Origin of the sequence: Actinomadura sp. B10D3 (genome assembly GCF_039871695.1) — a bacterium.
GTDB classification, from domain to species: Bacteria; Actinomycetota; Actinomycetes; order Streptosporangiales; family Streptosporangiaceae; genus Spirillospora; species Spirillospora madurae.
Map to the genome: position 1 here is coordinate 148,977 of NZ_JBDPLY010000007.1, position 14,204 is coordinate 163,180.

Sequence of the window (14,204 nt, forward strand, 5' to 3'; positions counted from 1 at the left end):
ATGAGCGGTACGGGATGGTACGACGACGCGGCGGGTCCCGTCGTGCGCCCGTACGCCCTCACCGGAGGCCGGACGCACTACGACGGGGTCGAGTTCGACCTCGTCGCGCTCATCGCCGTCGCGGACCCGCCGGAGCCCGCCGACGACGCCCATGCCCTTCCGGCGAACCCATGGGCGCCGGAGCCAGAACATGACATGATCCTGGAGCTTTGCCGCACCCCGTTGTCGGTCGCCGAGATAGCGTCGGATCTGGAACTTCCCCTCGGGGTCGTCCGTGTCCTGCTCGGTGATCTGCTCGACCACTCGCTGATACAGGTCCGGCGTCCCGCGCCGGTGGCGCAGTTCCCCAGCGAGCGCGTACTCAAGGAAGTGATCGATGGAATCCGTGCGCTCTGAGCCGGCCGCCCATCAGGGCGATTCGGCGCTGACGGTAAAGATCCTCGTGGCCGGCGGCTTCGGCGTCGGCAAGACCACCCTGGTCAGCGCGGTGAGCGAGATCCGGCCGCTGCGCACCGAGGAGGCGCTGACCGAGAAGAGCATCGGGGTCGACGACACCACCGCCGTCGCGTCCAAGACGACCACGACCGTCGCCATGGACTTCGGGCGGATCACCCTGCCCAACGGCCTGGTGCTGTTCGTGTTCGGCACCCCGGGCCAGGACCGCTTCTGGTTCATGTGGGACGAGCTGGCCAAGGGCGCGCTCGGCGCGGTCGTCCTGGTCGACACCCGGCGCCTCGCGGACTGCTTCGCCTCGGTCGACTACTTCGAACGCCGCGGCGTCCCGTTCATCATCGGCGTGAACCGGTTCGACGGCGCGGGCCTCCACTCCGCCGACCAGGTGCGCGACGCGCTCGACCTGTCCCCCGACATCCCGGTCATCTCCTGCGACGTCCGTGACCGCGAGGACGCCAAGCGCGTCCTCATCACCCTGGTCGAACACATCATGCGCACCATGGCCGCAGGCCGCCAGACGGTCAGCTACTAACCCGACCCCCAACCTCCCACGGCCGCGCCCCGCGGTCGTCTGACAACGGCCCCGGCCGCCGCGTTCCGCGCGGTGGGCGGGGCCGTTGCTTGTTCGTTACTTTGTCCTCTAAATGGGGAAAGTCTTGATGATCTAGGGAAAAGGTCTTCTCAGGGCGGCGAAAGCGGGTTACGGTCTCGGCCATGAGACCGGGGTCACAGCGCTCCGGGAGCGATCCCGAGAGGACGGCGTGATGCGCATGTCAGCTCGTCCGCAGAACGTGCATCAGGCACGCCTGCTGCGGCTGCTGCGCGACGAGGGGCCGCGTTCGCGCGCCGAGCTGGGCGACGTCGTCCGGCTGTCGCGCTCGAAGCTGGCCGTCGAGCTGGACCGGCTCGTCGAGCTGGGGCTCGTCGAGGGCGCGGGGCTCGCCGCCTCGCGCGGCGGGCGGCGGTCCGGGATCGTGCGGCTGTCGCCGAGCCTGCGGTTCGTCGCCTTCGACATCGGCGCCACCTCGATCGACGTCGCGGTGACCGACGGCGCGCTGGAGGTGCTCGGCCACGTCAGCGAGCAGTGCGACGTCCGGCAGGGCGCGACCGTGGTGCTCGACCGGGCGCTGGACCTGCTCGGCAAGCTCCGGGACGAGGGGCTCATCCCGCAGGTGCACGGGACGGGGATCGGGGTCCCCGGACCGGTCAGCTTCCGCGACGGCATGCCGGTCGTCCCGCCGATCATGCCGGGCTGGGACCGGTTCCCGGTGCGGGACGCGATCGGGCAGGAGCTCGGGTGCCCGGTGCTCGTCGACAACGACGTGAACCTGATGGCGCTCGGCGAGCTGCACGCGGGGCTCGCCCGAGCGGTGGACGACTTCCTGCTCGTGAAGATCGGCACCGGCATCGGCTGCGGCATCGTGGTGGACGGCGCCATCTACCGGGGCGTGTCCGGCAGCGCCGGGGACATCGGGCACATCCGCGTCGACGACGACGGGCCGATCTGCGCCTGCGGCAACGCCGGATGCCTGGAGGCCTACTTCGGCGGCGCCGCGCTCGCCCGCGACGCCGAGGCCGCGGCGCGGTCGGGGCGGTCCGCGCAGCTCGCCGCGCTGCTGGAGACCCACGGGGAGCTGTCGGCCGAGCACGTCGGCGAGGCGGCCGCCGCGGGCGACCCGGTCGCCGTGCAGATCATCCGGGAGGGCGGCCGGCACGTCGGGCAGGTGCTCGCCGGGCTGGTCAGCTTCTTCAACCCCGGCCTCGTCATCATCGCGGGCGGCGTCGCGGGCCTCGGCCACGCGCTGCTCGCCGAGATCCGCAGCGTCGTCTACCGCCGGTCCGCGCCGCTCGCGACCGGCAACCTGCCGATCGTGCTGTCCGAGCTCGCCGGCACGGCCGGTGTGGTCGGCGGCGCCCGCCTCATCAGCGACCACGTCTTCTCCGCGTCCTGACCCCCCGAGGAGGCCCGATGGGTACGCCCGAGCCGCTGCTGCTGATGCGCGGCATCGTCAAGCAGTTCCCCGGCGTCCGCGCGCTGGACGGCGTCGACCTCGACGTCCGCCCCGGCGAGGTGCACTGCCTGCTCGGCCAGAACGGCGCCGGGAAGTCGACGCTCATCAAGGTGCTCGCCGGCGCCCACCAGCCCGACGCGGGCGAGATCGTCTTCGCCGGGGCGCCGGTGCGGCTCGCCGGGCCGACCGCCGCGATGCGGGCCGGGATCGCGACGATCTACCAGGAGCTCGACCTGGTGGACGGCCTGTCGGTCGCCGAGAACATCTTCCTCGGCCACGAGCGCGCGGCCTACGGGTTCACCCGGCGCGTCGAGGCCGAGCGGGCGGCGCGCGAGCTGCTCAAGCGGCTCGGGCACGGGGAGATCCCGCCGCGGCGCGAGGTCGGGCGGCTGCCCGCCGCGGGCAAGCAGGTCGTCAGCATGGCCCGCGCCCTGTCGCACGCCGCCCGCCTCATCGTGATGGACGAGCCGTCCGCCGCGCTCGCCCATGACGAGGTCGAGAACCTGTTCCGCATCATCCGGGAGCTGACCGACGCCGGCGTCGCCGTCGTCTACATCTCGCACCGCCTGGAGGAGATCCGCGAGATCGGCGACCGGGTCACGGTGCTGAAGGACGGCAGGTCCGTCGCGGGCGGCCTGCCCGCGCGGACGACGTCGACCGACCGGCGACCGGAACGGAGCGCCAGCGGAGTGGAGGGCGACGGTCGGTCTGCTCTTGCCGGGGGGTCTGGGGGGGCGCCCCCCCAGTTGAGTACGCGCGAGATCGTGTCGCTGATGACCGGGCGCGACGTGGAGTACGTGTTCCCGGAGCGGCCCGAGCCCGCCGACGAGCGGCCGGAGGTGCTCCGCGTCGAGCACCTCACGCTGCCCGGCGCCTTCGAGGACGTGTCGCTCACCGTCCGCGCGGGCGAGATCGTCGGCCTCGCCGGGCTCGTCGGCTCGGGGCGCTCGGAGATCCTGGAGACCGTCTACGGCGCCCGGCGGGCCGCCCGCGGGCGGGTGCTCGTCGACGGGCGGCCCGTCCGCCCCGGCGACACCGGCGCGGCGGTCCGGCACGGCATGGGCATGGCGCCGGAGGAGCGCAAGAGCCAGGCGCTGCTGATGAACGAGACCGTCGCCGGGAACGTCAGCGTCGCCGGGCTCACCCGGTACGCCTCGTTCGGCTGGCTCAACCGCCGCCGCGAGCTCGCCGACGTGCGCCGCCAGATCGAGGCGCTCGACATCCGGCCGCCCGACCCGAGACGCCCGGTCGTGACGCTGTCGGGCGGCAACCAGCAGAAGGTCGTGCTGGCCCGGTGGCTGCTCGACCCGGCCGGGCTGCGGCTGCTGATCCTGGACGAGCCGACCCGCGGCGTGGACGTCGGGGCCCGCGCCGAGCTGTACGCGGTGATCCGGCGGCTGGCCGACAGCGGGATCGGGGTGCTGCTGGTGTCCAGCGAGGTGCCCGAGGTGCTCGGCCTCGCCGACCGCGTCCTCGTCGTGCGGGAGGGCCGCGTCGTGCACACCGGCGACGCCCGCGACCTCGACGAGGGCACCGTACTCAACATGATCATGGAGGGGAGCGCTCTATGACCGACACGGGGCTGGACGAGCGCGGCGGGGCGCTCGGCCCGCTGACGAAGATGAAGCCGGGGGGCGGCGGACCGTGGCGGCCGTTCGGGCGCAACGGCGGCGCGGGCGGGCGCGAGATCCACCATCTCGGGCTGGTCGCCGCGCTGGTGCTGCTCGCGATCGTCGGGCTGGTGACCGAGCCGGACAACTTCGCGACGTCGGGGAACGTGGTCGGCATCCTCGCCCTCGCCGCCACCATCGGCGTCATCACCGTCGGCCAGACGTTCGTCATCATCGGCGGCGGGATCGACCTGTCCGTCGGGTCGGTGATGGCGCTGGCGTCGGTGTGGGCGACGACCGTCGCGACGCAGTCCTACGGGCCCGGCGTGATGGCGCTCTGCGCGATCCTCGTCGGGACGGGCTCGGGCATCGTGACCGGGCTGCTGATCTCCTACGGGCGGCTGGTGCCGTTCATCGCCACCCTCGCGATGCTCGTCGCGGCGCGCGGGCTGGCGCAGCGGATGTCGGACCGCAAGACCCAGCTCGTCCGGCCGGAGAACGACGCCATCGAGGCGCTGTCCACCACCAGGCTGCTCGGGCTGCCGCTCGTCGTGTACATCTTCGCGGCGGTCGCGATCGCCGGGTGGCTGCTGCTCAACCGCACCACGTTCGGCCGCCGGACGTTCGCCGTCGGCGGCAACCCGGAGGCGGCGCGGCTGGCCGGCATCAACGTCCGCCGGCACACCCTGCTGCTGTACGCGCTGTCCGGGTTCTGCTGCGGCATCGCCGCGATCATCATCATGGCGCGGACCACCACCGGCTCCAGCACCCACGGCGACCTGTACGAGCTGGACGCGATCGCCGCCGTGATCATCGGCGGGACGCTGCTCACCGGCGGGCGCGGCACCGTCGCCGGGTCGATCCTCGGCGTGCTGGTGTTCACCGTCATCACCAACCTGTTCATCCTGAACGGCCTGCAGACCAGCGACCAGCTGATCGCCAAGGGCGTGATCATCGTGATCGCCGTGCTGCTGCAGCGCCGCGGGCTCCGCTCGCCCACCTGACCTCGCACTCCACCACCCCACGTCCGGTGCCGCGCGTCCCGGGGACCGCGCGGCGCGGGACGCCCCATCCCACCAACCAGGAGCACGTCATGCGTGATCATCAGCAGGGCCCCCGTCCCACCCGCAGAGGCGTCCTGTTCGGCGGCGCGGTCGTCGCGGCCGGCAGCCTCGCCGCGGCCTGCACGAGCAACAGCGAGGACGACCCGGCCCCCGCGGCCCAGGCCGGGTCGCTCGGCGGTGACAACGACAAGCAGGGCAAGCAGGTCACCATCGGGTTCTCCGCGCCCGCCGCGGACCACGGCTGGATCGCGGCGATCGCCAAGAACGCCGAGGGCCAGGCGAAGAAGTACAAGGACGTGACGTTCAAGCCGGTCGAGCCGACCAACGACATCAACCAGCAGATCTCCGCGGTCGAGTCGCTGATCCGGGCGAAGGTCAACGTGCTGGTCATCCTGCCGAACGACGGCGAGCAGCTGAACCAGGTCGCCCGCAAGGCGATGGACGCCGGCATCCCGGTCGTCAACCTCGACCGCGTCTTTCCCGACAAGCTGTCGTACCGGACGTGGATCGGCGGCGACAACTACGGCATGGGCGTCTCCGCCGGCCACTACATCGGCAAGAAGCTGAAGGACAAGGGCGTCTCGAACCCGGTGATCGTGGAGATCCAGGGCATCGCGACGCTGCCGCTGACGCAGGACCGCAGCAAGGGCTTCGCGGACGCGCTGAAGTCCTACGGCTTCACCGTCACCGCGAAGCAGGACGCGAAGTTCACCGTCGAGTCCGGCAACCAGGTCGCCACCAACCTGCTCCAGGCGCACAAGAAGATCGACGCGATGTGGAACCACGACGACGACCAGGGCGTCGGCGTGCTCGCGGCGATCAAGCAGTCCGGCCGCAAGGAGTTCTTCATGGTGGGCGGCGCCGGGTCCGCCAACGCGATGCGCGATATCAAGTCGGGCGGCGGGGTGCTGGAGGCGACCGTCACCTACCCGCCGACGATGGCCGCGTCCGCGATCAAGCTGGGCCGGCTCATCGCGCAGGGCAAGGGCATGGCCGACCTGGTCGAGCTGCAGGTGCCCCAGTCGGTCACGCTGGCGTCGGAGACGGTCACCAAGGACAACGTCGACCAGTACATGCCGCTCGGCTTCGAATCCTGAGAGGCACGGGGGCGTCGGTGCGCCCGCCTCCCCTTCCCCTCCGGGGCGGGCGCACCGGCCAGGAACAGAGAGGTGAGCGAATATGACGACCGTCGGAGTCGGGATGGTCGGGCACGCGTTCATGGGGCGCGCCCACTCCCAGGCGTGGCGCAGCGTCGGGCCGTTCTTCGGGCCGCCGCTGACCCCGGTCATGGCCGTCCTGGCCGGACGTTCCGCGGAACGCGCCGGCGCCGCCGCGGCGGCGCTCGGCTGGGCGACGGTGGAGACCGACTGGAAGGAACTCCTCCGCCGCGACGACGTCCAGCTCGTCGACATCTGCACGCCGGGCGACAGCCACGCCGAGATCGCGGTCGCCGCGCTCGACGCGGGCAAGCACGTGCTGTGCGAGAAGCCCCTCGCCAACTCCGTCGCGGAGGCGGAGGCGATGGCCGCCGCCGCGGAGCGCGCCCGCGCGCGGGGCGTCCGGTCGATGGTCGGGTTCAACTACCGGCGCGTCCCGGCCGTCACGCTCGCCCGCAAGCTCGTGGACGAGGGCCGCATCGGGACCGTCCGGCACATCCGGGCCCAGTACCTGCAGGACTGGCTCTCCGACCCGGAGGCGCCCTTCACCTGGCGGATGGACCGCGACAAGGCCGGGTCGGGCGCGCTCGGCGACATCGGCGCGCACATCATCGACACCGCGCAGTTCATCACCGGGCAGTCGCTCGTCGGGGTGTCGGCGCTGCTGGACACCTTCGTCCCGGAGCGCCCGGTGCCGGGCGGCGGCACGGCGCGGGTCACCGTGGACGACGCGGCCCTGTTCATCGGGCGGACGGACGCCGGCGCGCTCGCCACGTTCGAGGCCACCCGGTTCGCGACCGGGCGCAAGAACTCGCTGCGGATCGAGGTCAGCGGCTCGTCCGGCGCCCTGTCGTTCGACCTGGAGTCGCTGAACGAGCTGTGGTTCCACGACGCGACCGAGGACCCGCGCACCGCGGGCTTCCGGCGGATCGTCGTCACCGAGCCCGTCCACCCCTACGCCGGGCACTGGTGGCCGCCCGGCCACATCCTGGGGTACGAGCACACGTTCACCCACCAGATGGCCGACCTGCTCACCGCGATCGCGGACGGCGCCGACCCGCGCCCGTCGTTCGCCGACGGCCTGCAGGTGCAGCGGGTCCTCGCCGCGGTCGCCGACAGCGCGGCGTCCGGCCGCTGGATCGATGTCGAAGGGAGCGAGTGAGATGGCACGACCGATCACCCTGTTCACCGGCCAGTGGGCGGACCTGCCGTTCGAGGAGGTCTGCCGGCTGGCCTCGGGCTGGGGCTACGAGGGCCTGGAGATCGCCTGCTGGGGCGACCACTTCGAGGTCGACAGGGCCGTCGCCGACGACGGCTACATCCCGCGCAGGCTGGAGACGCTCGCCAAGCACGACCTCAAGGTGTTCGCGATCTCCAACCACCTCGTCGGGCAGGCCGTCTGCGACAACCCCGACGAGCGGCACCGGGCGATCCTGCCGGACCGGATCTGGGGCGACGGCGAGGCCGAGGGCGTCCGGCGGCGCGCCGCCGAGGAGATCAAGGACACCGCGCGGGCCGCGGCGAAGCTCGGCGTCGACACCGTCGTCGGCTTCACCGGGTCGTCGATCTGGCACACGGTCGCGATGTTCCCGCCCACCCCCGACGCGATGGTGGAGCGCGGCTACGCCGACTTCGCCGAGCGCTGGAACCCGATCCTGGACGTGTTCGACGAGGTCGGCGTCCGGTTCGCGCACGAGGTGCACCCGAGCGAGATCGCCTACGACTACTGGACGACCGTCCGGACGCTGGAGGCGATCGGGCACCGGCCGGCGTTCGGGCTGAACTTCGACCCGTCCCACTTCGTCTGGCAGGAGCTCGACCCGGTCGGCTTCCTCTTCGACTTCCGCGACCGGATCTACCACGTCGACTGCAAGGACACGAAGGTCCGCACGGGCGACGGCCGCCGCGGGCGGCTGTCGTCCCACCTGCCGTGGGCCGACCTGCGGCGCGGCTGGGACTTCATCTCCACCGGCCGCGGCGACGTCCCGTGGGAGGACGTGTTCCGCGCCCTCAACGCGATCGGCTATGACGGCCCGATCTCGGTCGAGTGGGAGGACGCCGGCATGGACCGCCTCCAGGGCGCCCCCGAGGCGCTGGAGTTCGTCCGCGGCCTCAACGCGATGGAGCCGCCGACCGCGTCGTTCGACTCCGCGTTCTCGTCCGACTGAGCCCGCGGCGCGCCGCCCCCGTGAGGCCACGCACGCGGGTGGCGCGCCGCTCCCGTCAGCGGGCCGGGCGGGCGCCCAGCCTGCCCGGGGCGTGGTCCTCGACGAACCGCTCCAGCTCCTCCGCCGGGACGCCCATGGGCGGGACGACGATGAGGCGGTCCACCCCCAGCTCGCCGGCATCCGGGTGCGGCACTTCCTGGTGCTGGCGATGCTCGGCTCGTCCGGCACGCTCAGCCAGCAGGACATGGCCGGGTACCTGCTGCTCGACCCCACGCTGATGGTCGGGCTCGTGGACGACCTGGAGGCGCGCGGCCTGTGCGAGCGCGCCCGCGATCCGCGCGACCGGCGGCGCTACTCCGTCGCGATCACCGAGGAGGGGCGCGCCCTGCACCGCCGCGCCCGGTCCGCGGCCGACCGCGTGGGCGACGAGGTGTTCGGGCCGCTGGACGAGGAGGAGAGGCGCGTCCTCGTCCGCGCGGTCGGCCGGGTCATGGAACCGTTCTGGGCCGAGCAGGCGGTGCGCCCGCGGCGCAAGGGCGCGGGCTGACGCGCGTCAGGGCAGGGCGCGGAAGTCGGCGAAGTCGAAGCCGGGGGAGACGACGCAGCTCACCAGGACCTCCTCGTCCCCGGCCGGGCGCGCGGCCTGCCAGGCGTTCGCGGGCACGACGGCCTGCGGGACCTGCCCGCCCGCCACGTCCGGCCCCAGCACGACCCGCTCGGGCGTGCCGGACGGACGCTCCCCCTCGCCGCCGAGCAGCAGCGCCAGCGGGCCGCCGCTGTGCCACAGCCACACCTCGGCGGACCGGACGGCGTGCCACATCGACTCCTCTCCCGGCGGCAGCAGGAAGTAGATGGCGGTCGCGCTCGCCCGCTCGCCGAGGTAGCCGCCCGGCGTGAACGCCGCGTCCGACCGCCAGGTCTCCCGGAACCAGCCGCCCTCGGGATGCGGCAGCAGGTCCAGCGCCTCGGCCGTCGCGGGACGCTCCAGCACCGCGACGTGCCCGCCGTCCGGGCCGCGCCGCACGTACCGGACGCGGGACGCGGTGGTCCGGTCGATCACCCCGCGCGGCGGCATGGCGCCGGGCGCCGGGTCGAGGGTGACGGCGACGACCTGGCCGTCCTTGAACACGTCGTCGGCCACGGCGAGCACCCCGGGCTCGTCGTCCGGCGCCCAGACGGCGCCCGCCTCGGACAGGACGAACCTCGGGCCGGCCTGGGCGCGCCAGGCGTCGAGAGTGGTGATCAACAGCACGGATCGAGCCTAGAGGGTCCGGCTACTCCATCTCGGAGAGGCGGGCCGGGTCGAACGCGATGGGGAAGGGACGGTCGAGCGTGACGGTCTCGCCGGAGCGGGCCTTGCCCGTCAGCTCGTAGCGGCCGTCCCGCAGCTCCATCAGGGTGAGGGTCGGCCGGGGCTCCAGGTCGACCAGCCAGTAGTGCGGGATGCCCGTCGCGGCGTACTCGTCGACCTTGCGGACGCGGTCGATCTGCTCGTTGACCGTGCGCGGCGTGACGACCTCGGCGACCAGGATGAGGTCGGGGCCGTAGTAGGTGCGGGTCTGGCGTTCGAGGGCGGCCCGCGCGACGTCCCGCGCGACCGCGAAGACGTCCGGCTTGCGGATGCCGGCCGGGGTCGTGACGTCCTGCGGCGCGCCGGCGATGTGCACGTCGGCGTCGGCCTGCCGGGCCGCGTCCTTGAGGATCGCCTTCAGCCGCTCGGCCGCGTGGTCGTGCCAGAGGTCGCCCGGCAGCTCGTGCAGCCAGCCGTCGGCCAGCTCGTAGCGGCGGCCCTCCTCGGGAAGCGCGTCCAGGTCGTACAGCGTGTACGGGCCGTGCGCGCGGCCGAGCGTCCCGCCCATGGATCGTCCCCCCTCACCTCGATCAACGGGCTGTTCCGAATCTAGCGGACGGCCGTCCGGAAAGGCCGCAGCCGTGATCGCGCGTCGGGATGCGGCCGAATGTCTCGATAGCCGAGCGGCGGCAAGTTAAGATACATCGTGTCTTGACCCTCCTCCCGGGGGAGGGTGCAGGCTGCGGAGGCGGACCCGCTAAGGAGAGAGCGATGAGCGTCGAGCAGCACCCCCAGCCCCCCGTCGCACTGCGCGCCTCTGACCGCGACCGGGACGACATGCTCGTCCGGCTGCACACCGCCTTCGCCGAAGGACGCATCGACGAGGCCGAACTCGACGAGCGCATCGACGCCGTCCTGGCCTCCCGCACCCATGACGAGCTCGGGACGGTGGCCGCCGACCTGCCGTCCGGCCGGGTCGCCCCGCCGGACGCCGGGCACGGACCGGCGGGCCGGTTCCAGGTCGCCTACAAGGGCTCGGTCAAGCGCGCCGGGTGCTGGCGGCTCCCCGCGCAGTTCACGACCGTCGTCTACAAGGGGACGGGGACGCTGGACCTCCGCGCCGCCGACTTCGAGGCCGAGGCCACCGTCCTGCGCGTGCTCGCCTACAAGTCGGACGTGGAGATCATCGTGCCGCCGGGCGTCCGGGTGGAGACCGCCGGCCTCGGGGTGTCCTCGGAGGTCCACGGCGATCCGCGGCCCGGTGCGCCCGTCGTCCACGTGCGCGGTTACGCCTACAAGGGAACGATCGAAGCGAAAGATCGGATACGTCGCCCGTGAGGTGATAGAACGCTCCAGCGGCCCCATCGGCCGCCGTTCACGCGGATGTCCGTACAAGGGCTCCCGTGGCGCGATTTGATGGTGGTCCGACAGGACCGTGAAGGAGCGCGTGTGACGGCGAGCACCCCGGAGCAGGACGAGGCCCGGCGGACGGCCGAGGAGGGCCCCGCGGGGTCCCGCCAGGTCCGGCGGCGGCTGACGTTCGGCGTCGCCGGCGACCTCGCCGACATGCCCGCCGCGCTGTCGCCCTGGCAGCGCGCCTACGAGGCCTGGCGCGCCGCCGGACTGGTCTGGGGGCACGGGGCCCCGCCGCGGGAGCGCGCGCCGAAGGCCGCGAGCCTCAACGCCGTCCGCCTGGGGTCCCCGACCGAGTCGGCGGGCGCCCCCGGCCCGCGGCCGGCGAAGGCGAAGCCTCCCAAGCCCGCCAAGCCTCCGAAGCCCGCACCCGTGCCGCGGCGGGCCGCGAAGGCCAAGCCCGATCCGGACGACGTCCTGGTCGCCGGGCCGCCGAAGCCGAAGCCGGCTCCGGCGATGCGGGCGGGCCTCTCCCGGCGCCTGCGCGTCCGGGGGGCGGTCGGAGCCGGGGTGCTCGCGGTCGCCGGCGGCGTGATCGTCGTCGCCGCGCAGGGCGACGGCGGGCCGGACGGGCCGCGCGTCCCGGCGCCGATCGCCGCGGACGCGCTGTTCGCGCCCGACCCCGAGGCGGCGGCCGACGGGCTCGTCCAGGACCTCACCACCGTCGCCTCCGCCGGCACGGCGGTCGTCGCCGCGGGCACCGAGGGCGACGGGGTCCCCGGCCGGGAACGGGCCCGGTTCCTCGTCTCCGCCGACGCGGGGCGCACCTGGTCGGTCGCGGCGCCGCGCACCGCGGGCGGCGCCGCGCCCCCGGCCGGCGAGGTCCCGCGCCTGCTCTCCGGCGGGGACGGCCGCTGGGTCGCGCTCGGCCGCTCGCCCGGCGGCGGCGTCGTGGCCTGGACGAGCGAGGACGCCAAGACCTGGACGCGCCGCCCCGTGACCGCGGGCTTCACCCCGTCCGACCAGGTGACCGACCTGACCCGTACCGGCCGGGGCTTCGTGGCCGTGGGCGCGTCCGGCGGCCGCGCCGTCGCCTGGAGCTCGGCGGACGGCCGCGCGTGGCAGCGCGCCGAGGGCGGCCTCACGGGCATCCTCGGCCTCGACCGCGTGGCGGCGTCCGGGAACGTGGTGCTGGCGCACGGGACGTACTCCCGGAAGATCACCGCCAAGCGCGGCAAGAAGAAGGTCACGCGGACCGTGCGCGCCGGCGGCATCTGGCGGTCCGCGGACGGCGGCCGGACGTGGGCGCTCGTCACCGTCCCGCAGACGCAGGGCTCGTACGGCGCCACGAAGGGCCTGACGGCCGGTCCGGGCGGGTTCGCGACCGTCCGCGAGGGCAGGCGCACGACCGGCCGCAAGAAGAACCGCAGGACCACCCGGTTCGGGGTGCTGTTCACCTCGCCGGACGGGCAGACCTGGCGGGTCGCGAGCAGGTTCGGCGGAGCCGGCATCGACCGGTTCGACGGGACGCCGTCCGGCCTCGCGGTGATCGTCCGCGGCGCCAAGGGCGGGCACACCGTGCTGCGCAGCGCCGACGGCCGCACCTGGCAGCCCGGCGGAAGCATCCCGGCGCCGGTGGAGAGCAGCGGGCTCACGGTCGCCGGCGGGCGGGTCGCCGTCACCGGGCGGCAGGGCGACGACGCCTACCTGTTCGGCGTGGACCTGCGCACGGTGCCGGGCGCCGTCCACCCTGAGCGCTCGATCGGCTCGCTCACCCCGGCCCCTGGCCTGACGGTCGCGGTGGGCAGCACCAACGGCGGCGCCGCGGTCTGGACGGCCCCCGACGGCCGCTCGTGGACGCGGGCCCAGTTCCCCGGCACCGGCGGGCGGCTCGCGGACGCCGTCCGCGGCGACCGCGGCTGGCTGGCCGTCGGCCGTGTCTCCGGTACCTCGCCCGGCCCTCTCGCGCTGACCTCGCAGGACGGGCTGGCCTGGCAGAAGGCGCCGTTCCCCGGAGGGCCGCCGCCGGTCGCCGCGGCCGTCGGCCCGTCCGGCTACGTCGCGGTCGGGACCGGCGTCGCCTGGCGCTCGTCCGACCTGCGGGCCTGGCGGCGCGCGGCCCTCGACGGGGCCCCCGCCGACGTCACCGCGACGGGCCGCAACCTCGTCGCCGTGGGCGGCCGGGGCAAGGCCGCCGCGGCCTGGACGTCCCCCGACGGCGCCGCGTGGAAACCGGCGAAGCTCCCGCCCGGCCTCACCGCCCCGCTCACGCAGGTCGCGGCCAAGGGCGGCACGCTGGTGGCGATCGCCGGTGACGCACCGGACGGGGCCGCCGTGCTGGTCTCCACCGACGCCGGCGCGACCTGGACGCGGCGGGTCCTCGGCCCCGGCCTCACCGCCACCGCCGTCGCGCCGACCCCGCGGGGATTCGCGGTGGCCGCGGTCGCGAACGGGAGGGCGGCCGTCCTGACGTCCCGCGACGGCACGGCCTGGCGCCGCCTCGACGTCCCGGGACTCGCGGGCGACGGGGCCCAGAAGCTGACCGCCCTCACCACCGTGGGGCCGGATCTCCTGGCCACCGGGACCAGCGCGGAGACGCCGATCCTCTGGCGTGCCCCCGTTCCGGAGTGAGGACGCCGGCGCGGGTCAGCCGTTGCACCCGCAGGAGCAGCCCTTCGGGCAGGAGCATCCGCCGCCGTGTCCGCAGTCGCAGTCCTTTTTCGTCATGAACGGACGGTAACGTCCGGTGCACTCTGCGGTCTATGACCGGAGTGCCACGTGCACCTGTCGCCGGGGGAACGGGCCGTCCCGCGGCGGGGACGGGACGGCCCGTGCCCGGCTCCGGGCGCTCAGAAGTCGATGTGGAAGTCCACGCCCAGCAGGACGAGGACCCACAGGAAGACGGCCAGCAGGGCGCTGACGATGCGCTGGACCAGGCCTTCGTCGATGTAGCCGCGGTCCCACGCGATGAACACGCCGATGATGATGTAGATGAGCCCGACCAGGCTGATGTGCGGTCGGTATCGGGTCGCCATGGGGGGCGTCTCCTCCAGCAGGGGGTGTGACGATCGATGGCTGCCCCGCCCGTCCGGAGGA

14 protein-coding genes are annotated in these 14,204 nt (G+C 73.9%); 11 read left to right on the plus strand and 3 right to left on the minus strand.

Translation table 11 applies throughout. The features are described from left to right. The 9 genes from ABGB11_RS14250 to ABGB11_RS14290 all read left to right on the plus strand — a co-directional run bounded on the left by ABGB11_RS14250 (position 1) and on the right by ABGB11_RS14290 (position 9,011). Complete coding sequence (locus ABGB11_RS14250) at positions 1-396, plus strand: DUF742 domain-containing protein (RefSeq protein ID WP_250360989.1); 396 nt, start codon at positions 1-3, stop codon at positions 394-396. Continuing rightward, the gene (locus ABGB11_RS14255) at positions 377-985 is read left to right on the plus strand and encodes an ATP/GTP-binding protein (RefSeq protein ID WP_347632701.1); all 609 of its coding nucleotides are present in this window, start codon (positions 377-379) and stop codon (positions 983-985) included. The genes ABGB11_RS14250 and ABGB11_RS14255 overlap by 20 nt, the downstream gene beginning before the upstream one ends. Before the next feature lie 232 nt (positions 986-1,217). Further along, positions 1,218-2,405 carry an ROK family transcriptional regulator gene (locus ABGB11_RS14260; RefSeq protein ID WP_347632703.1) on the plus strand — a complete coding sequence of 396 codons (1,188 nt, stop codon included), beginning with the start codon at positions 1,218-1,220 and terminating at the stop codon, positions 2,403-2,405. Between the two features lie 17 nt (positions 2,406-2,422). Continuing rightward, positions 2,423-4,036: a sugar ABC transporter ATP-binding protein gene (locus ABGB11_RS14265; RefSeq protein ID WP_347632705.1), complete on the plus strand. Its 1,614-nt coding sequence runs from the start codon at positions 2,423-2,425 to the stop codon at positions 4,034-4,036. Then, positions 4,033-5,079: an ABC transporter permease gene (locus ABGB11_RS14270; RefSeq protein ID WP_347632707.1), complete on the plus strand. Its 1,047-nt coding sequence runs from the start codon at positions 4,033-4,035 to the stop codon at positions 5,077-5,079. Before ABGB11_RS14265 ends, ABGB11_RS14270 begins: the two co-directional genes overlap by 4 nt. Positions 5,080-5,168: 89 nt before the next feature. Then, a complete protein-coding gene (locus ABGB11_RS14275) occupies positions 5,169-6,236 on the plus strand; it encodes an ABC transporter substrate-binding protein (RefSeq protein ID WP_347632709.1) in 1,068 nt (355 codons plus the stop codon). A gap of 82 nt (positions 6,237-6,318) precedes the next feature. Further along, positions 6,319-7,458 carry a Gfo/Idh/MocA family oxidoreductase gene (locus ABGB11_RS14280; RefSeq protein WP_347632711.1) on the plus strand — a complete coding sequence of 380 codons (1,140 nt, stop codon included), beginning with the start codon at positions 6,319-6,321 and terminating at the stop codon, positions 7,456-7,458. A gap of 1 nt (position 7,459) precedes the next feature. Beyond that, positions 7,460-8,464: a sugar phosphate isomerase/epimerase family protein gene (locus ABGB11_RS14285; protein WP_347632713.1), complete on the plus strand. Its 1,005-nt coding sequence runs from the start codon at positions 7,460-7,462 to the stop codon at positions 8,462-8,464. 91 nt (positions 8,465-8,555) lie between these two features. After that, positions 8,556-9,011, plus strand: coding sequence for a MarR family transcriptional regulator (locus ABGB11_RS14290; RefSeq protein ID WP_347632715.1), 456 nt, complete (start codon positions 8,556-8,558; stop codon positions 9,009-9,011). 6 nt (positions 9,012-9,017) lie between these two features. Here ABGB11_RS14290 and ABGB11_RS14295 read toward each other — a convergent pair whose 3' ends face one another. Beyond that, the gene (locus ABGB11_RS14295) at positions 9,018-9,716 is read right to left on the minus strand and encodes a cupin domain-containing protein (RefSeq protein ID WP_347632717.1); all 699 of its coding nucleotides are present in this window, start codon (positions 9,714-9,716) and stop codon (positions 9,018-9,020) included. Positions 9,717-9,738: 22 nt separating this feature from the next. Continuing rightward, complete coding sequence (locus tag ABGB11_RS14300) at positions 9,739-10,323, minus strand: Uma2 family endonuclease (protein ID WP_347632719.1); 585 nt, start codon at positions 10,321-10,323, stop codon at positions 9,739-9,741. Between the two features lie 203 nt (positions 10,324-10,526). On the opposite strand from ABGB11_RS14300, the gene ABGB11_RS14305 reads away from it, so the two are divergent. Beyond that, on the plus strand, positions 10,527-11,093 hold the full coding sequence (locus ABGB11_RS14305) for a DUF1707 domain-containing protein (protein ID WP_347632721.1): 567 nt from the start codon (positions 10,527-10,529) through the stop codon (positions 11,091-11,093). Between the two features lie 111 nt (positions 11,094-11,204). Then, a complete protein-coding gene (locus ABGB11_RS14310) occupies positions 11,205-13,739 on the plus strand; it encodes a hypothetical protein (RefSeq protein ID WP_347632723.1) in 2,535 nt (844 codons plus the stop codon). 218 nt (positions 13,740-13,957) lie between these two features. Here the strand turns inward: ABGB11_RS14310 and ABGB11_RS14315 are convergent, their stop codons facing one another. After that, positions 13,958-14,143 (minus strand): hypothetical protein, encoded by a 186-nt coding sequence (locus ABGB11_RS14315; protein ID WP_021600335.1) that lies wholly within the window; start codon positions 14,141-14,143, stop codon positions 13,958-13,960. Between the last annotated feature and the right edge of the window lie 61 nt (positions 14,144-14,204).

Coding starts and splice junctions, on each gene's coding strand:
- ABGB11_RS14285 (WP_347632713.1), top strand. CDS start 7,460: ATGGCACGACCGATCACCCTGTTCACCGGCCAGTGGGCGGACCTGCCG.
- ABGB11_RS14305 (WP_347632721.1), top strand. CDS start 10,527: ATGAGCGTCGAGCAGCACCCCCAGCCCCCCGTCGCACTGCGCGCCTCT.
- ABGB11_RS14275 (WP_347632709.1), top strand. CDS start 5,169: ATGCGTGATCATCAGCAGGGCCCCCGTCCCACCCGCAGAGGCGTCCTG.
- ABGB11_RS14315 (WP_021600335.1), bottom strand. CDS start 14,143: ATGGCGACCCGATACCGACCGCACATCAGCCTGGTCGGGCTCATCTAC.
- ABGB11_RS14280 (WP_347632711.1), top strand. CDS start 6,319: ATGACGACCGTCGGAGTCGGGATGGTCGGGCACGCGTTCATGGGGCGC.
- ABGB11_RS14300 (WP_347632719.1), bottom strand. CDS start 10,323: ATGGGCGGGACGCTCGGCCGCGCGCACGGCCCGTACACGCTGTACGAC.
- ABGB11_RS14250 (WP_250360989.1), top strand. CDS start 1: ATGAGCGGTACGGGATGGTACGACGACGCGGCGGGTCCCGTCGTGCGC.
- ABGB11_RS14260 (WP_347632703.1), top strand. CDS start 1,218: ATGCGCATGTCAGCTCGTCCGCAGAACGTGCATCAGGCACGCCTGCTG.
- ABGB11_RS14265 (WP_347632705.1), top strand. CDS start 2,423: ATGGGTACGCCCGAGCCGCTGCTGCTGATGCGCGGCATCGTCAAGCAG.
- ABGB11_RS14255 (WP_347632701.1), top strand. CDS start 377: ATGGAATCCGTGCGCTCTGAGCCGGCCGCCCATCAGGGCGATTCGGCG.
- ABGB11_RS14270 (WP_347632707.1), top strand. CDS start 4,033: ATGACCGACACGGGGCTGGACGAGCGCGGCGGGGCGCTCGGCCCGCTG.